Source organism: Paraburkholderia sp. GAS33 (genome assembly GCF_050436645.1).
Taxonomy (GTDB): Bacteria; Pseudomonadota; Gammaproteobacteria; order Burkholderiales; family Burkholderiaceae; genus Paraburkholderia; species Paraburkholderia phenazinium_B.
Genome location: NZ_JBNDMP010000013.1, coordinates 1 through 15993, shown reverse-complemented (window position 1 = coordinate 15993; position 15993 = coordinate 1). Strand labels below are relative to the sequence as shown.

The window sequence follows — 15993 nt, the reverse complement described above, 5'->3', positions numbered from 1 at the left end:
GCGTCGGAAGCCGGGAGAGCTGCGCCGCCGGCGATGTCGCGATCACTCACCCTTCAACCCCAGCGCTTCTTTCTGTTTCGCCACCAGCGTGCTGATGCCGTCGCGAGCGAGATCGAGCAGCGAGTTCATCTCGTCGCGCGAGAACGGTGTGCCTTCAGCCGTGCCCTGGATCTCGACGAACCCGCCCGCGCCCGTCATCACGACATTCATATCGGTGTCGCACTTCGAGTCTTCGTCGTAGTCGAGATCGAGCACCGGGAGGCCGTTGTAGACGCCCACCGAAATCGCTGCCACGAAGTCCGTGATCGGCGAGGTTTCGATGCGGCCACTGGCCAGCAGCTTTGTCACCGCATCGTGCGCGGCGACAAAGGCGCCCGTGATGCTCGCCGTGCGAGTGCCGCCATCGGCCTGGATCACGTCGCAATCGAGATTCATGGTGCGTTGGCCGAGTTTCTCGAGATCGAACACCGAGCGCAGCGCGCGGCCGATCAGCCGCTGGATTTCCTGGGTGCGGCCGGTCTGTTTGCCGCGTGCGGCTTCGCGGTCGTTGCGGGTGTTGGTGGCGCGCGGCAGCATGCCGTATTCGGCCGTCAGCCAGCCTTGACCGCGATCGCGCAGGAAGCCGGGGACGGTCTCCGCAACGCTCGCCGTGCAGATCACCTTGGTGTCGCCGAATTCGACCAGCACCGAGCCCTCCGCATGCTTCGTATAGTGACGCGTGATGCGCACATCGCGCAGTTGATCGGCGCGGCGGCCGCTGGGGCGGCCCTTGGAAAATGCGGTGGTGTCGTTCATCGTTCGGGGTCTGGGTGGGGTAGGCGGGAGGGAAACGCTAATGTTACCGCTGATCGTACGGGGCGGTTCTGTGTCTGCTCCGGCGTGCGTCGCAGAGAGGCCAGATCCAGGTATGGCGGGGCGTTCCGCCAAAGATGGGATAATGCCGTTTCCACGCCCCGCGTCTCGTACACGCCGGGCGATTCGACTCTTCCGGCCATCCCGTCAGCGGCATGGCCTCATCGCGAGACAAATGATGATCTACAGCATGACTGGCTATGCGAGCGCCACGCGCGAACTCGCGGCGAATACCGGCAGTGGTGGCGTGAGCGTATCGGTCGAACTGCGCACGGTGAACTCGCGCTTTCTCGATCTGAACTTCCGGATGCCGGAAGACGTGCGCGTCTGCGAGCCGGTCCTGCGCGAAATGCTGATGAACAAGCTCTCGCGCGGCAAGGTCGATATTCGTATCAATCTGCAGCGTAGCGAACAGTCGGCCAACGCTGGAGCGATCAATCATGACGCTCTGAGCCAGCTCGCGCTGCTGGAACGCGCGGTCGTCAACGCGTTTCCGGAAGCCGGCCGGCTGCGGACCGGCGAAATCCTGCGCTGGCCGGGTGTGCTCGCCGAAAGCGGTGTCCCCGCTGAAACGCTGCGCGATGCGGTGCTTGGGTGCGGCAAGCAGGCGATTACCGACCTGATCGACGTGCGCGGCCGCGAAGGCGCCCAACTGGGCGCGATGCTGCTCGGCAACGTCACGGAGATGGAAACGATCGTTGCAAAGATCACGCCGCTGGTGCCGGAATTGATCACCAGGCATCAGCAGAAGATTGTCGAGCGCTTGCAGGAAGCCTTGGGCATTGCCGCGCCGGACACGGTGTCGACGAGCATCTCGCGTGAAGAGATCGCCGAGCGTATCCGGCAGGAAGTGACGATGTACGGCATCCGCATCGACATCACGGAAGAGTTGTCGCGGCTGACCGCCCACCTGAACGAAACGCGTCACGTGATCGAGAAGGGCGGCAAGGTCGGCAAGCGCCTCGACTTCATGATGCAGGAGCTCAACCGCGAAGCGAACACGCTCGGTTCGAAGGCTGCTGCGAAAGAACTGGCGGATTCGTCGATGACCTTGAAGCTGCTCATCGAACAGATGCGCGAGCAGGTGCAGAATCTGGAGTAATCCTCGAGCCACTTTCGGATAACGATTGCAATGACCGACCACACACGCGAAAACAGCGCACCGCGCAATCCATACGCTGGGGCTTACCCTGGCAACCTGTTCATGGTGGTTGCGCCCTCGGGCGCGGGCAAATCGACGCTCGTCAATGCGCTGCTCGCGCGCGACGAGGCGATCCGCCTGTCCATCTCCTACACGACGCGCCCGCCGCGTCCGAAGGAGAAGGACGGTGAGCATTACCACTTCACGACGGTCGACGACTTTCTCAAGCGGCACGCCACGGGCGAGTTTCTCGAAAGCGCCGAGGTGCATGGCAACTACTATGCAACCTCGCGTCTGTGGATCGAAGAACAGATGAAAAGCGGCCATGACGTGCTGCTCGAAATCGACTGGCAGGGCGCGCAACAGGTGAAAAAACAGTTTCGCAATGCTGTCGAAATCTTTATTCTGCCGCCCTCGCTCGAAGCGCTGGAAGACCGTTTGAAAAAGCGCGGCCAGGATGAGCCAAACGTGATTACACGGCGGCTGCTGGCCGCCGGTAGCGAGATCGCGCACTCGGCTGAAGCCGAGTTCGTGGTGATCAACGAGAACTTCGACCGTGCGCTGGCGGAGTTGCAGTGTCTCGTAGCCTCAACGCGCTTGCGCTTCGCCTCGCAATACGCACGCCACACGGACCTTTTTGTGCAACTCGGCATCCACCTCCCGCACGCGTGACTGCGGCGAGGTATCGAGCACATAAGGTAGAATAAGCAACATACTGAGAAGGAATCCAACATGGCCCGCATTACCGTCGAAGACTGTCTGAAAATGATCCCGAATCGCTTCGAACTGGCACTTGCCGCAACGTATCGCGCACGCCAGCTCGCTCAAGGCCACACGCCGAAGATCGAAAGCCGCGACAAGCCCACCGTCGTCGCGCTGCGTGAGATCGCGGCTGGCCAGGTCGGCGTCGAAATGCTGAAGAAGGTACCGGTCTAAGGTACGTTCCATCCGTTTTCGAGTGCCATGTAATTCACACACGCGTGCAGACCGGCGTCAAACCTGAACCTGATACGGAGGCGAATATGAGCACTACCCCCTCGCCCCCTGTCACGGAAGTGGAGAACGAAGCCCACGAGGGCGACTCACCGGCCTCGGCACGCAAGTACATCGACGCGGTCCTCGAACAATCGTTTCGCCATCTGTTCGGGCCGACCGCCACGCCGGAGCAGCCGCGCCGGCATGACGTCGTTTCGATCGCCAAGCTGACCTCTGCCTTGTCCGGCTATCTGTCGCCGGAAGAGATCAAGGACATCAAGGCGGCGTTCCACTTCAGCGACGAAGCCCACCTCGGGCAGTATCGCCAGAGCGGCGAGCCCTACATCACGCACCCGGTTGCTGTCGCGGAGATCTGCGCCAGCTGGAAGCTCGACGCCCAGTCGATCATGGCGGCGCTGCTGCATGACGTGATGGAAGACCAGGGCGTGACCAAAGCCGAACTCGCCGAGCGTTTCGGCGCCAAGGTCGCGGAACTGGTCGACGGCTTGTCCAAGCTCGACAAAATGGAGTTTCGAAATCGCGAGGAAGCGCAGGCGGAGAATTTCCGCAAGATGCTGCTCGCGATGGCGCGCGATGTGCGCGTGATTCTGGTGAAGCTGGCCGACCGGCTGCACAACATGCGCACCCTCGGCGCGGTGCCGCCGGAAAAGCGCCGCCGCGTGGCGCGCGAAACGCTGGATATCTACGCGCCAATCGCCCACCGGCTTGGCCTGAACAATACCTATCGCGAGCTGCAGGACCTGAGCTTCGCGAACTTCAACCCGCATCGTTACGCCACGCTCGAAAAAGCCGTCAAGGCGGCGCGCGGCAACCGGCGGGAGGTGGTCGGCAAGATTCTGGAGTCGGTGCAGCGCGCCATTGCGGACGCGAAGCTCGACGCCGAAGTCACCGGCCGCGAAAAAACCATCTTCAGCATCTACAAGAAGATGCGCGACAAGCAGTTGTCGTTCTCGCAAGTGCTGGACGTGTACGGCTTCCGCGTGGTGGTCGAGAGCGCGCTGGAGTGCTACACCTGCATCGGCGCGCTGCATGCGCTCTACAAGCCGGTGCCGGGCAAGTTCAAGGACTACATCGCCATTCCGAAGGTGAACGGCTACCAGTCGCTGCATACCACCCTGGTTGGCCCGTTCGGTGCGCCGATCGAGTTCCAGGTGCGTACGCGCAAGATGCACGAGATCGCCGAAGCGGGCGTCGCCGCGCACTGGCTGTACAAGAACGGCGGTGCAGATCTGAACGACGTGCAGAAACGCGCGCATCAGTGGCTCAAGTCGCTGCTCGATATCCAGAGCGAAGCAGGCGATTCGAGCGAATTCCTCGAGCATGTGAAGATCGATCTGTTCCCGGATGCGGTCTACGTGTTTACGCCGAAGTCGCGGATCATGGCGCTGCCGCGCGGCGCGACCGCGCTCGATTTCGCCTATTCGATCCACAGCGACCTGGGCAACCAGTGCGTCGCGGTGAAGATCAACAATGAACTGCTGCCGTTACGCACTGAGCTGAAGAGCGGCGATATCGTCGAAGTGATCACGGCGCCGTATTCAAAGCCGAATCCGGCGTGGCTCGGGTTTGTGCGCAGCGGCAAGGCGCGCTCGGCTATCCGCCACTATCTGAAGACGATGCGGCTGAACGAGTCGGTGCAACTGGGCGAGCGGCTCGTCGATCAGGCGTTGAAGGGCTACGACCTCGCGCTTTCCGAGGTCACACCGGAAGCCTGGGAAAAGCTCGTGCAGTGGACCGGCAACAAGAGCCGTCAGGAAATTTTCGCGGATATCGGCCTTGGCCGGCGCGTGGCGGCGGTCATGGCCAAGCGCATCGAGGTGCTGATGAACGGGCACGATGCCGACGACGACAGCCCGCGCTCTGAGTCCGGCCACACGTCGCATGCGCCGCCGGTGGTGATCACGGGTACCGAAGGTATGTCCGTGCAGCTATCGGCCTGCTGCCGGCCGATTCCGGGCGACGACATCATGGGTTATATCGGCATCGGCCTCGGCATGGCTATTCACACCACCGACTGCCGGGTCGCCCAGCGCATTCACCGGCGCGATCCGGGCCGTTGGATCGACGTGGCTTGGGCGCCGCAGCCAGGCCGTCTGTTCGACGTGGCGGTGAAGGTGCTCGTCAAGAACACCAAGGGCGTGTTCGCCCGCGTGGCGGCGGATATCACGTCCGCAGACGCCAACATCGTCCACATTGCGATGGACGAAGACCTGTCGCAGGAATCCACGGTCTTGCGCTTCGTGATTCAGGTCAGCGACCGGGTGCATCTGGCCAACGTCATGCGCCGGGTTCGCACGAATCCGGACGTCATGCGCATCGCACGCGAACGGCCTAGTGAGGAAGGGCATCACCGTCACGATGGCGGGATGCGAATCGATCGCGAACGCGCCGATTATTGACGGCTTCTCCCGCTGCAATTCTGCAGCGCCGGTCTGAACACTCGGGCCGGATTCGGGTCTCACTCTGTTCTTGAGGGAGAGCGCAATGAACGTAGCTGACCTGAACGGCATGGACCTCGACTATTGGGTCGCCCGCAGCCTGCACGACTTCGTGCGTGAAATCCACTTTACCGATGGCGGACAGACCGTCTCGATTCGCGGCGAGGAGCGCGGACGTCCATGGGACGGCCGGTTCACGCCCTCCACGTCATGGGAGGCGGCTGCGACCGTATTGGAGCGGACGCAGCGGCTCGAGGTGCGGGAGCACGTGAATCGTCAGCAGGCGCATTGCGTCGCGGACTTCGAAGGCGGCCACAGGACGGCGGAGGGGCGGGGCGACTCATTGCGCGTGGCGGTGCTGCGGGCGTTTGTGACCAGCCGGTTCGGCGATACCGTGGAAGATGTCTTGCAGCAGTCGCAGGCGCTCGACGGCCTCAAGGCGGAACTCATCAGCGAGGTAACGGCGGGTATGTCGCCCGAAGATATTCCGACGCCTGACGGGCAGATCGGCGACATTCAATCAGCGGCGCGGTGAAACGCGAGTTGGCCAGGACACGGGAGATTGTCACCACGGTTGTCCATCGTGCCAACGTGTGTGAGCGGCCTTAAGGCGCCGGTCTGCAGCATGGCTGCGAGTGTCACGATGGATGCGGCGCACTTCAACGCCGTTAACCCATCAACGCAAAAACAAAGGGCCTTCCATATGGAAGGCCCTTCATGAGTGGTGCGGCTGGCAGGATTCGAACCCACGACCCCTTGGTTCGTAGCCAAGTACTCTATCCAACTGAGCTACAGCCGCACGGCAAACTGGATACAACGAAAAACCGGGTGAAACAAAAGGGCCTCCCCGGAGGGAGGCCCTCGAAATAAGTGGTGCGGCTGGCAGGATTCGAACCCACGACCCCTTGGTTCGTAGCCAAGTACTCTATCCAACTGAGCTACAGCCGCACGCAGAAACGAGATTATAGCAAAGGTATCAAAAAAGGGAAGCGTGAAACGGCGATTTGTCTGGTTGCCCTGATCGTGTAACCTTGATGGGCAGGGTTTGCTGCAGTCTATGGAAGATCATGAACAAGGCCTTTGTTAAAGAATCGAGCGAAGAGAGTGACGACGATCTCGACGCCGCGCAACCTGCGATCCCAGCCGGTGCGAAAAACTACATTACCCCCGCCGGTTACCGGCGGCTGCGCGATGAGCTGCTGCATCTGATCGACGAGGAGCGTCCGGAGGTCGTGAAACTGGTCTCGTGGGCGGCCTCGAACGGCGACCGTTCCGAAAACGGCGATTACATCTACGGAAAGCGGCGGTTGCGCGAAATCGACCGGCGCATCCGGTTTCTGACCAAACGCCTTGATCTGGCGGAGATTGTGGATAGCAGCAAGCAGGAAAACATCGACCAGGTGTTTTTCGGTGCGACCGTCGACTATGCGACCGGGGATGGCGAGGTGCACACGGTGACGATCGTCGGTGTCGACGAGGTCGATCTGGACCACGGACGGGTGAGCTGGATTTCGCCCGTGGCGCGGGCGCTGGTGAAGGCCAGGATCGGCGATCAGGTGACGTTGCACACTCCCGCGGGCCCAGAACCGATCGATATCATCGACGTGGTGTACCCACCGCCGGATGAAGGCGGTTAATCGCTGGGCCAGGCGGTGCGGGCACGCACTGCCTTCAAGTCACAGGTGACAAAAAAAAAGGCGCCGCAAGCGGCGCCTTTCAGTACTTCTACTACCGGATGCTTTAGAAGCGGGTACGCAGACCTGCCGTCACAGCAACCTGGTTGTTGTTGCCCGAAGCGGTCAGACCATTGATGTCTGCGTTCAGGCCCGAGCCGTCCTGGCTCACGTGTTGATATTCGCCTTGCAGGTACACGTCGGTACGCTTCGACAGCGAGTACGAAGTTTGCAGGTTGAACTGGTTCCACTTCGGATTCGCGCCATCGATGCTCGATTGCGTGTAGGTGTAGCCAGCAGCCAGGCTCAGAGCCGGCGTCAGCTGGTAACGGCCGTTCACTTCGAAGTTCTGGAAGTGACCGCTGGTCGCGCCGAGCGGAACCGTTGCCGACGTACCTGCCGAACCCGCAGCGATGCCTGCGAAGTCGTTCAGGTTGGTTTGCGTGTACACGAAGGCTGCCGTTGCCGGGCCGAATGCGTAGCTGATGCCAGCACCGAACGTGCGCTGACGACCTGCCAGCAGCGTGTTGTCGCCGTCGACTGCGCCGGCGGTGTTCGTGATTGCGCCGAGAGCACCAACGTTGTTATTCAGTTGCAGGTACGCAGCTGCAACATTCAGGCCGCCGTAGTTATACGAACCGCCAACGCTGTAAGCACGGTTGTTCGAGAACTCGCCAGCTGCGTTCGAGAAGCCATACAGGCCGCCGAACTTGAAGCCGCCGTAGTTCGCGCTCTGGAACTTGACCGAGTTGTCGACGCGGAACGAGTTGTCGAGGTTGTCGTTGTCGAACGGGTGAGCCGTGAACGTGCCACCGTATTGCGTGCCCGTCAGTGCCAGCGGTCCGAGATAGTCCACAACGCTGTCATATTGACGGCCAAGGGTCACGGCGCCGAACTGGTCGCTTGCCAGACCAACGAATGCCTGGCGGCCGAACAGACGACCGTCCTGGCGGAGCGTGCCGTTCATGACGTTAAAGCCGTTTTCCAACGTGAAGATTGCCTTCAGACCGCCACCGAGGTCTTCAGAGCCGCGCAGGCCCCAACGGCTCGTGTTGACCGCGCCGTCCGTTGCTTGCCAGTTGGAATGACCATTCTGGTTGTTCGTGTAGGTGATGCCTGCATCGATCAAACCGTACAGCGTAACGCTGCTTTGCGCGTGCGCTGCAGTAGCAAAAACGCCCGTGAGGGCCGCGACCATGAGTGTCTTTTTCATCTTTGTAAACTCCGAGAACAGGATGGGTTTTGGAAACCCAGGCTTCGAGGAAACGTCACGCGTACGCTGCGAGAGGCGATGGTCTGCGTGAGTGCGCACGATGCAAGCGGCGCGCTTGTTTCCGGACAGGCAGAGTGTAAGGACGTGGTCGCCCAGCGGACCTTCCGATTTGCGCAATAAAGTATTACTTGACGCGCAATTATTGGCGATGTTTGTCAAAGCCTTATTGGAAAAGGCTTTGCGTGGATACAACGGGTGGGGAGAGGGTGTGTCAACAGTCGTGCGTTGTTCAATTGCTACACCAAATGATGCGCAAAAACAACGCGAAAAGAATGAAAATCAAGATTGTTGCGGGACGAGCAATACATGATTGTCCATCGCACCGGCAATGTTTCGAAGCGCGAGCTGTATACTGGCCTCTCTGCTTTTCGAAGCGGACTTTTTCGTTGACGAAAAAGATCTCCAAACCTTTGTCGGCGCGACTTCCCAGTCGCGCTTTTTTTTGCCTATGTTTTCCGTGAGCCGGTTCTAGCGGATATCGGTAGCGAGGACGCCCGGCAGAGATTCGAAATCAGTAACCACGCTCCAGTCTTCCATTACGTAATGGCGGGCATCCATTGGGGAAGACAACAGGTTTTGCCAGTGATCGCCATGCCACATGGGATCAAAGTCGAAGGCCGACTCTGCCGGCTGTCTGGCCCTGTCCGCGGGCGCCTTGTGGAGCGAGCGGCTCATCCATGCGGTAAAGCGATGGAGTTCGTTCAGCAGCATGACTATCTCCTTTACATACTTCCAAGACCATCATGAGGCGACCGGTTTACTGGAACAACCCGGACAAACACTTACGAAAGACATACTCTGTTACAAATCCAGGGAAAAATTCCCTCTTTATGCGGGGAGGGGAGTTATCAAGTAAAACTGACGTGCCGGATATTCGGTTGTTACTTAATATGCGCGCGTTCGTTGCATCCAGTCAGGTGTCGTTTCGTTATTGTTTCAGCTTATAAGCCTCTATTAAAAATTTTCTTGACGGCTGATCTTTCTTCCCCGTATAACGGCAATGCTGAATTTTCGATTAGAAGACGTGATGGCATATCGCTACCACGTACCTCGATAAGGTCGTATCGTAATCGGCGTGAGGGCATTGCCCGTCTTAATCAAATCTAGAGGGAAATTGGAATATGGAAACTGGTATCGTAAAATGGTTCAACGATGCTAAGGGCTTTGGCTTCATCACATCGGACTCGGGTGGCGACGATCTGTTCGCGCACTTCTCGGAAATTCGCGCCGAGGGTTTCAAATCGCTCAAGGAAAACCAGCGGGTTTCCTTCGAAGTGAAGACGGGCCCGAAGGGTAAGCAGGCAGCGAACATCCAGCCGCTGTAAGCCGTGCGGGCCACGCCAACCGCGCGGCCGCAACACTGCATCGTAGAGCAGGAAAGCCCTCGCATTGCCGGGGGCTTTTTTATTGGTGATGTTTGATGCGGGTTTATTCCTATTTTAATTCCTGCTCGGGCGTATCTCGGTGACTGCAGAGGGCTTAAGGCAGTATGTGCGTGGCCGATATTGCCCCTGAGTGAAGCGCACGCGTTCTGTTACGTCGATTTACCCAGGGTTTTCGAGTATAAAAATGGCCGGCCTTTCCGTGTTCGAGTCATAAAAACATAATGTTGCCACGACGTCCAGATTCGCTAAAGACTGCCACCGCACCGCGTACCGCTCCCTCAGCCCCGCATTAAAGCGGCCAGACCGCGCGCATGCCGGTGCGCCAACTGATGCATACTTGCAGCAAGCCACGTATCGAACCCTATCCTTGCCCATGTCAGAACAGTTTTTGCAGAATTCCGCGATCGATTTGCCGATAGCGTTTGTCGACCTTGAGACCACAGGTGGATCGACCGGGGAACATCGCATCACCGAAGTGGGCGTCGTCGAAGTAGGTCCATTGGGCGTGTCCCGCTGGAGCACGCTGGTCGATCCGCAGCAAAGCATTCCGCCCTTTATCCAGCAACTCACGGGTATCACCGATGCGATGGTGCGTGGTGCTCCCACCTTCGATTCAATTGCTCCCGCCCTGTTCGAGCGCCTCGAGGGAAAGCTGTTTATTGCGCACAATGCGAGTTTCGATCGCGGCTTCCTGCGCAGCGAGTTTCGCCGCGCGGGACTGGCGTTCAATCCGGATGTACTGTGCACCGTGCGTCTGTCGCGCGCACTCTTTCCGGCAGAAAAGCGCCACGGACTCGACGCGCTCGTCGAGCGGCACGCACTGGTACCGTCCGACCGGCACCGTGCGCTGGCCGATGCCGACCTCCTGTGGCAGTTCTGGCAGCGCCTGCATGGGCTGGTCCCGCTCGAGGTGCTGCGCACGCAGATCGACCGCACGTTGCGACGTTACCGGCTGGCGGGCGAAATCACGGAAGACCTGCTCGATACGGCGCCGGCCGGTTGCGGCGTCTATGTGTTCTACGGAGAGGACGATGTGCCGCTCTATGTCGGCCGCAGCGTGCGGGTCCGGCAACGCTTGCGCTCGCATCTGAGCGGCGAGCGCCGCTCGTCGAAGGACATGCGGCTCGCGCAGCAGGTGCGGCGCGTCGAGTGGCTGGCGACCGGCGGCGAGTTGGGGGCGATGCTGGCGGAGGCTCAATGGATCGCGACGCTGCGTCCGGGACAGAACCGCGTGCCGCGGGTCGCGAAAAGCGACCCTGTCGATGCGCCGTGGCCGTTCGACGGACCTATCGTTTTCGAGGAGCGCGACGCGGAGTTGCAAGCCCGCGCCTTTCACGTGGTCGACCGCTGGTGCTACGTCGGTCACGCCCCCTCGCTCGCCCAGGCGGCAAGCCTGCATGCGTCGAGCGTCGCGGGTTCGTTTGAACTTTCGACTTACCGGATCCTGCAGTCGCATCTCGCGCGCGGCCTGCGGGTCATGCCGCTTGGGTTGCCCATCGCGGCAAGTGCAGCGAGCGTCGCCTAGCCCGTCGCGCCAACCCCGCCGGATTCACACACGTGACCGAGCGCGTGGGTGAGCGCGCCCGAGCGGGCGGAGTCATAGCGGGTCAATGAGTTCCAGTTCGCAATACCCTGCGCCACGCGCGACGGGCAGTCTTGGACCGTACGTAGCGTCTGCACACGTGCGAGCCCGGCGATCATCGACTTGGTCAACCGGTCGAGCTGGGGCCGGGTGCTGGTCGCGAGGTCCGGAGGAGCCCCCTCAGGCGGGCGCGTGCTGCGCCAGGTGGCGAACAGGGCGTTCTGCACTTCCTTGCTGGCGTCAATCTGATCCTGGAAGAATGCTCGTGCAAACTCAGGGTCGACCTGCGCGGCGGTCGCCCGCTTGGCGACATCGTCGAGTAAAGCGGCTTCGCGCGGTGCATCGGTGATGGCCTGATGGTTTGCCCACTTCCAGCGCGCGACAGGCTCAGCAAGAGCCAGTCGTTGAGATACGAGCGAAATCAGATTGGTCAGGGCGGTGTCGTCGCTGTCTGCATGAGCGAGGCGCGGCGATAGAGTCAATGCGGCGCACAGCGCGAGCGCACACAGTACACCGCTACGATACAAACGATTCATGAGAGGGGCGGACCGGGCAGTCGAGGGAGAAAAGCCTGAAGAATAAACGATGCGGCGGTAAAGCGACGGGTATAAAGCGGGGGACGTGCGCGAACATGGCGCTGAGCTGATTGATCCGGCGCGTACCAATGAGTCAATACAACCTGCTGCGGCCTGCAAAATGTGCGCACGTGCGCTCGCCGGTCACGCACGGTGTGCGTGTCCCCGATGCTGCAGCGCGCCAGCTCACTCTTACTTCGGCTCGCACGACTTGCGTTGTTCGTCGAAGAACGCGCGAACATGCTCCGGCAGTTCGGCGCCCAGGAACTCAACGCCAGCAGGTTCCGGATCCGGACTGAAGACTTTATCCGGGGTCGGAATCTTGGGCGGTTTGGCATCCATGATTTTTCTCCTGTACCAACTGATTATCTGCCGCGGTCCCCAATCTGCACTAGTGCTGCAAAGCGTTAACACTGTTTTTCAACGCTTGTCTGTTGCTTTAACGGCACAGCATCACTTTGCTTGAACTCGTTTGAATAAAATTTAAGGCCAGCTCTGCATTTTTACGAACGGTCGCGCTTATTTGAATCTGCCGCCCTGCACGGCCTTGTACCGCCTGCCACTGCTCACTGGCGACGACGTCGCCCTACTAGTTCCGAGCTTTCATTGCTGCATTGCAGCGCCTGCTTGTGTCGTCGTTTCTCGCGTATTTCCGACCGGGCCCTTTAGCGCTACGTAGCCTTTACCGCAGAAACGGCGTAAAGGTGTCTGTCACGCAGAATGGTTATCGAGGCCTTTAAGCGATCGGATTCGCTGCAGTGCACATACGCCAGGAAACGTCACCGCTTGTTTCAGCCATCCCTCATTTTTTGTTAACGACGGGTTACGTGATTTCGTTGACGTCTTTGACGTTCTTTTACGTATGCATATGAAATGACGAAAGCACACCGCGTCCGTTTGGAGGCGGTGTGCGTGGGTCAGATGTGATGTCGTGGAATGGGCAATGCCCGGGTGTACGCGACCCGCTCAAGCTGTACGACGTGAATGACCTTCCTGCTGGCCGTTGTATGAGCGAAAGCGGGGCCGGATAGACGGAGAGTTTCCGTCGCCCTTTCCGTCAGCGGCAGACGTGCACTCGATGGTGGTGATGCCAGACCCAATGACAATGATGGTGATGGTCATAGTCAGCGAACGCCGGCATTGCCGCGCATAGCGTTGTCACTGCAACGAGGATTGTCGCGCCGATCTTCTTCATAGATACATCTCCCGAGAGTTAGAGACGAAAGCATAGCAGTTTGTGTGCCTTAAACGTCCGCGCTATCCGTCGCGTGGCGCGCATCTATGTGTTTCGCCGAAGCGTCCGGGGTGAAGCAGTTTGAGCAGCATGTTTTGACACGCGCTCACGATTGTCAGATTTGCGAGAAAAGTGATTTCGAAACTTAGGTATTTACCCTGGGTTTATCGACTCTTAGACTGTATTCACCTGCTGCACACAAACCTGTCTGCGGCGCTGTGTAAAACAAATTCTGGAGGTTTAATCATGAACTCGATCATCAAGGCTGTTGCCATCGCTGTCGTTCTTTCCGCTCCGGTCGCTTCATTCGCTCAATCGAACCAACCTGTGACCCGTGCAGAGGTGCGCAGTCAACTGGTTCAACTTGAAAAGGCCGGCTATAACCCAGCGTCGGCTGACAATGCCACTTACCCGGCTGACCTGCAGGCTGCAGAGGCGCGCGTTGCTGCAGAGAATGGTTCGACGAGCGGTGTTGGTGGTGTGGTTAGCGGTTCGTCGGAATCGGGCGCTGCTGCAGTCTCGACATTCACAGGCCAACGCTCGATTTACGCCGGTCACTAAATCACTGTAGTGACGTTGTTCTGGGGTCTGGGCCGGACGGTGACGTCTGCCCACCCCAGCAGGTTTCGTCGGAAATGGTTCGTAAAACGTGTAAGTGACATCGAAACCTAAAGCGAGGTTGTGCGTCCTACACTGAAGTTGCCTCTAGTGAGAGGTGCTTTCATGGACATATCTCCCTTGTCAAACCCGCCGTTGCACCGGCGGGTTTTTTTGTGTCCTGACGTCGCGCTGTCGGTCGTGGCAATCGTGGCTGTAGTGGATGATTCAGCGGCGCACGACACTTCCGCCAAACGTATTTCCACCGGGCGAACCTGCGCTGAAAGAGCCCGAGCCGGATGTACTCGCGTCGAATGCGCCCGAGTTGAAGCTGGTGCCATTGGTATCGATTGAATCCGGATTTGGCAAGCCCCGGGCAGCTCGACGAGCATAGACGCCGCGCGGATCGGCTGCGACCTTTTTGTAGGTATCCTCATGATCCCAGCGCGGCGTGCTGCCGTAGACATAGCCCTGATTCACCTGCACCAGCACGCCGATTGAAGGATTGCAGCCGAGACCGACGGCGATGGTTTCGTTCGTAAATGCGCCCATGTTGCTGACGCCCATTCCGACCGCGCCTCCTACATGCACTGCGTCGCACTGATTCGCCGCAAACACGACTGTGTCGCTCGGGATCGCAACGTCAACGAACTCGGTTCCGCCGACTAGCACGGTCACGAGCTTGCCCGCAGCCAAGGTCCCGTTCTGAACCTGGCCCGTCTTGACAAAGTCGACCTGGAGCGCGAAGCCGGTTAAGTGTTTCGCGTCTTTCGGCAGGGGGACTTTGTAAGGGGCCAGGCGCGGGCCGTCGTCTATGCCGGCAAAATTTCCGCCGCTGGCGGTGATACGCATGCCGACGCCAGCGATGTTGGTGCTATATACGCCCGCGAAATCGGCCACAGGAGCCGGCGCCATCGCCAACTGGGCCTCGCGCGTGTTCGATGCCCCACTGCAGACAAACGGAATATCTTGTGGCGCCGCGACGCGCACCGACCCGATCGTCGCACCTACTGGCAGGCTTGGCGAGACAGCGATATTCGTCGAAGGAAGCGTGAGATCCAGCGGTTGACTGGCGCTGCTGGAAACGCAATTCGCATGCGCGGATTGGGCGCCACCTAAGGAGATCGCGCCGAGGACCGGCAGGGATAGAAAAAATCGAAAACAAAGCCGGATGTCTGCTCGCATCTCTCTCACCTGGTAGCCGCCCGAGTTCTATTCTGAGGCGATTGTACGGATCTGAAATGCTGTCGACGACGCCGGCTTCTTACTGAATCTGACAGCCGTGCGGGATGGGGAAGCTACCCGAGCGTCACTTTTGCGTCCTCGCCGAGAAGCGTCTCATCGCTATAATTGAGGCTTTCCCTATACAACCCCATGCAAATAGGCGGCCTTTCTTTGGCATCTGGCGCTGCCCTCGTCATCGCCATAGCGTTCGCGGTTGCCGCCTGTTTGGTCCGCTTCGGCTTCTTCAAGTCCGTGGTAGAGGGGGAAATCTCCGCCAACAGATTTCATGCGATCGACGGCCTGCGCGGTTATCTGGCATTGGGCGTTTTGTTGCACCACGTCGTGATTAACGAGCAGTTCTATCGGACGGGAACTTGGGAGTTGACGCCGTCGCGATTAAACACTTTTGTTGGACGCGGTTCCGTCGCCTTCTTCTTCATGATCACAGCGCTCCTTTTCTGGGGGCGAGTTATCGAAGGCGACGGCAGGATCGACACCTTGAAGCTTTATGTGTCTCGTGTCCGTCGTCTCGTGCCGATGTACCTTGCGAGTGCGGGACTTCTCATTGCCACTGCTTTGGCGCTGACACATTTTCGCATTTCAGCGCCGCTTGCCGATCTGGTCTCGCAGATAACGTCCTGGTTGCTATTCACCATACCTGGCATGCCCGACATCAATGGGCTCAAGCAGACCAGTCTGATAAACACGGTCTTTTGGTCGCTCGTATACGAGTGGAGGTTCTATCTGATCCTGCCGTTCGCGGCCGCCATCGTTTCTGTTAGTCGCGCGTGGGCTGTGGCTGTTGGCGCAGGACTGTGCATAGCGCTATTTTCAGCGACTCAGATCGAGTGGTTTTTCATTGGTGGATGCGTCGCGGCCTATTTTGTCCGCGTTAAGGCCGTGCAGGAATTGAGTGTGGGACCAACGGGGGGGGTGTCCCGAATTTTGTGTAAACGGGTTGGTGTTTAACGCTGCACCAGCCGTTCTTCGAACTGGATGGTGAAGCGGTTCAGAGCTGCTTTC

Annotated in this window: 17 protein-coding genes and 2 tRNA genes; 11 read left to right on the top strand and 8 right to left on the bottom strand. The window is 59.4% G+C overall.

Annotated features, from left to right (window positions below):
* Nucleotides 1-42: 42 nt before the first annotated feature.
* Nucleotides 43-795: a ribonuclease PH gene (gene rph / locus P3T24_RS30715; protein WP_074263669.1), complete on the bottom strand. Its 753-nt coding sequence runs from the start codon at nt 793-795 to the stop codon at nt 43-45.
* Between the two features lie 235 nt (nt 796-1030).
* On the opposite strand from rph, the gene P3T24_RS30710 reads away from it, so the two are divergent.
* The 5 genes from P3T24_RS30710 (at nt 1031) to P3T24_RS30690 (ending at nt 5962) form a co-directional block, all read left to right on the top strand.
* A complete protein-coding gene (locus P3T24_RS30710; RefSeq protein ID WP_429440713.1) occupies nt 1031-1954 on the top strand; it encodes a YicC/YloC family endoribonuclease in 924 nt (307 codons plus the stop codon).
* A 30-nt stretch (nt 1955-1984) separates the two neighbouring features.
* Entirely contained in the window at nt 1985-2665 is a 681-nt protein-coding gene (gmk, locus tag P3T24_RS30705; protein WP_074263670.1) for a guanylate kinase, read from the top strand.
* Nucleotides 2666-2725: 60 nt separating this feature from the next.
* The gene (rpoZ, locus tag P3T24_RS30700) at nt 2726-2929 is read left to right on the top strand and encodes a DNA-directed RNA polymerase subunit omega (protein ID WP_031359151.1); all 204 of its coding nucleotides are present in this window, start codon (nt 2726-2728) and stop codon (nt 2927-2929) included.
* Between the two features lie 86 nt (nt 2930-3015).
* Entirely contained in the window at nt 3016-5388 is a 2373-nt protein-coding gene (locus P3T24_RS30695) for a RelA/SpoT family protein (protein WP_429440428.1), read from the top strand.
* Between the two features lie 85 nt (nt 5389-5473).
* Nucleotides 5474-5962, top strand: a complete 489-nt coding sequence (locus P3T24_RS30690) for a phage protein NinX family protein (RefSeq protein WP_429440426.1) — start codon at nt 5474-5476, stop codon at nt 5960-5962.
* A gap of 187 nt (nt 5963-6149) precedes the next feature.
* Here P3T24_RS30690 and P3T24_RS30685 read toward each other — a convergent pair.
* Both P3T24_RS30685 and P3T24_RS30680 read right to left on the bottom strand, forming a co-directional pair.
* A tRNA-Arg gene (locus P3T24_RS30685) sits at nt 6150-6226 on the bottom strand.
* 72 nt (nt 6227-6298) lie between these two features.
* Nucleotides 6299-6375: transfer RNA gene (locus P3T24_RS30680), tRNA-Arg, on the bottom strand.
* A gap of 119 nt (nt 6376-6494) precedes the next feature.
* Between P3T24_RS30680 and greB the strand changes: the two genes are divergently transcribed.
* Complete coding sequence (greB, locus tag P3T24_RS30675; protein ID WP_429440424.1) at nt 6495-7064, top strand: transcription elongation factor GreB; 570 nt, start codon at nt 6495-6497, stop codon at nt 7062-7064.
* 103 nt (nt 7065-7167) lie between these two features.
* Here the strand turns inward: greB and P3T24_RS30670 are convergent, their stop codons facing one another.
* A complete protein-coding gene (locus P3T24_RS30670; RefSeq protein ID WP_429440422.1) occupies nt 7168-8313 on the bottom strand; it encodes a porin in 1146 nt (381 codons plus the stop codon).
* A 169-nt stretch (nt 8314-8482) separates the two neighbouring features.
* Here P3T24_RS30670 and P3T24_RS30665 point away from each other — a divergent pair, with 169 nt between their 5' ends.
* Nucleotides 8483-8683, top strand: a complete 201-nt coding sequence (locus P3T24_RS30665) for a hypothetical protein (RefSeq protein ID WP_429409189.1) — start codon at nt 8483-8485, stop codon at nt 8681-8683.
* A 158-nt stretch (nt 8684-8841) separates the two neighbouring features.
* Here P3T24_RS30665 and P3T24_RS30660 read toward each other — a convergent pair whose 3' ends face one another.
* The gene (locus tag P3T24_RS30660; protein ID WP_074263675.1) at nt 8842-9084 is read right to left on the bottom strand and encodes a hypothetical protein; all 243 of its coding nucleotides are present in this window, start codon (nt 9082-9084) and stop codon (nt 8842-8844) included.
* Nucleotides 9085-9494: 410 nt separating this feature from the next.
* Here P3T24_RS30660 and P3T24_RS30655 point away from each other — a divergent pair, with 410 nt between their 5' ends.
* On the top strand, nt 9495-9698 hold the full coding sequence (locus P3T24_RS30655) for a cold-shock protein (RefSeq protein ID WP_074263676.1): 204 nt from the start codon (nt 9495-9497) through the stop codon (nt 9696-9698).
* A 433-nt stretch (nt 9699-10131) separates the two neighbouring features.
* Complete coding sequence (locus tag P3T24_RS30650) at nt 10132-11283, top strand: exonuclease domain-containing protein (RefSeq protein WP_429440420.1); 1152 nt, start codon at nt 10132-10134, stop codon at nt 11281-11283.
* Here the strand turns inward: P3T24_RS30650 and P3T24_RS30645 are convergent.
* Together P3T24_RS30645 and P3T24_RS30640 are read right to left on the bottom strand one after the other, a co-directional pair.
* Nucleotides 11280-11876 carry a chorismate mutase gene (locus P3T24_RS30645; RefSeq protein WP_429440418.1) on the bottom strand — a complete coding sequence of 199 codons (597 nt, stop codon included), beginning with the start codon at nt 11874-11876 and terminating at the stop codon, nt 11280-11282. The genes P3T24_RS30650 and P3T24_RS30645 overlap by 4 nt on opposite strands.
* Nucleotides 11877-12107: 231 nt before the next feature.
* The gene (locus P3T24_RS30640; protein WP_166660758.1) at nt 12108-12257 is read right to left on the bottom strand and encodes a hypothetical protein; all 150 of its coding nucleotides are present in this window, start codon (nt 12255-12257) and stop codon (nt 12108-12110) included.
* A gap of 1138 nt (nt 12258-13395) precedes the next feature.
* Here P3T24_RS30640 and P3T24_RS30635 point away from each other — a divergent pair.
* A complete protein-coding gene (locus tag P3T24_RS30635) occupies nt 13396-13710 on the top strand; it encodes a DUF4148 domain-containing protein (protein WP_074263679.1) in 315 nt (104 codons plus the stop codon).
* A 264-nt stretch (nt 13711-13974) separates the two neighbouring features.
* Here the strand turns inward: P3T24_RS30635 and P3T24_RS30630 are convergent, their stop codons facing one another.
* A complete protein-coding gene (locus tag P3T24_RS30630) occupies nt 13975-14931 on the bottom strand; it encodes a hypothetical protein (protein WP_429440416.1) in 957 nt (318 codons plus the stop codon).
* 210 nt (nt 14932-15141) lie between these two features.
* On the opposite strand from P3T24_RS30630, the gene P3T24_RS30625 reads away from it, so the two are divergent.
* On the top strand, nt 15142-15939 hold the full coding sequence (locus tag P3T24_RS30625; RefSeq protein WP_429440414.1) for an acyltransferase family protein: 798 nt from the start codon (nt 15142-15144) through the stop codon (nt 15937-15939).
* Nucleotides 15940-15993 lie beyond the last annotated feature (54 nt).

Coding starts and splice junctions, on each gene's coding strand:
- P3T24_RS30710 (WP_429440713.1), top strand. CDS start 1,031: ATGATCTACAGCATGACTGGCTATGCGAGCGCCACGCGCGAACTCGCG.
- gmk (WP_074263670.1), top strand. CDS start 1,985: ATGACCGACCACACACGCGAAAACAGCGCACCGCGCAATCCATACGCT.
- P3T24_RS30660 (WP_074263675.1), bottom strand. CDS start 9,084: ATGCTGCTGAACGAACTCCATCGCTTTACCGCATGGATGAGCCGCTCG.
- rph (WP_074263669.1), bottom strand. CDS start 795: ATGAACGACACCACCGCATTTTCCAAGGGCCGCCCCAGCGGCCGCCGC.
- P3T24_RS30690 (WP_429440426.1), top strand. CDS start 5,474: ATGAACGTAGCTGACCTGAACGGCATGGACCTCGACTATTGGGTCGCC.
- P3T24_RS30695 (WP_429440428.1), top strand. CDS start 3,016: ATGAGCACTACCCCCTCGCCCCCTGTCACGGAAGTGGAGAACGAAGCC.
- P3T24_RS30650 (WP_429440420.1), top strand. CDS start 10,132: ATGTCAGAACAGTTTTTGCAGAATTCCGCGATCGATTTGCCGATAGCG.
- P3T24_RS30635 (WP_074263679.1), top strand. CDS start 13,396: ATGAACTCGATCATCAAGGCTGTTGCCATCGCTGTCGTTCTTTCCGCT.
- P3T24_RS30640 (WP_166660758.1), bottom strand. CDS start 12,257: ATGGATGCCAAACCGCCCAAGATTCCGACCCCGGATAAAGTCTTCAGT.
- rpoZ (WP_031359151.1), top strand. CDS start 2,726: ATGGCCCGCATTACCGTCGAAGACTGTCTGAAAATGATCCCGAATCGC.
- P3T24_RS30670 (WP_429440422.1), bottom strand. CDS start 8,313: ATGAAAAAGACACTCATGGTCGCGGCCCTCACGGGCGTTTTTGCTACT.
- P3T24_RS30655 (WP_074263676.1), top strand. CDS start 9,495: ATGGAAACTGGTATCGTAAAATGGTTCAACGATGCTAAGGGCTTTGGC.
- P3T24_RS30645 (WP_429440418.1), bottom strand. CDS start 11,876: ATGAATCGTTTGTATCGTAGCGGTGTACTGTGTGCGCTCGCGCTGTGC.
- P3T24_RS30630 (WP_429440416.1), bottom strand. CDS start 14,931: ATGCGAGCAGACATCCGGCTTTGTTTTCGATTTTTTCTATCCCTGCCG.
- greB (WP_429440424.1), top strand. CDS start 6,495: ATGAACAAGGCCTTTGTTAAAGAATCGAGCGAAGAGAGTGACGACGAT.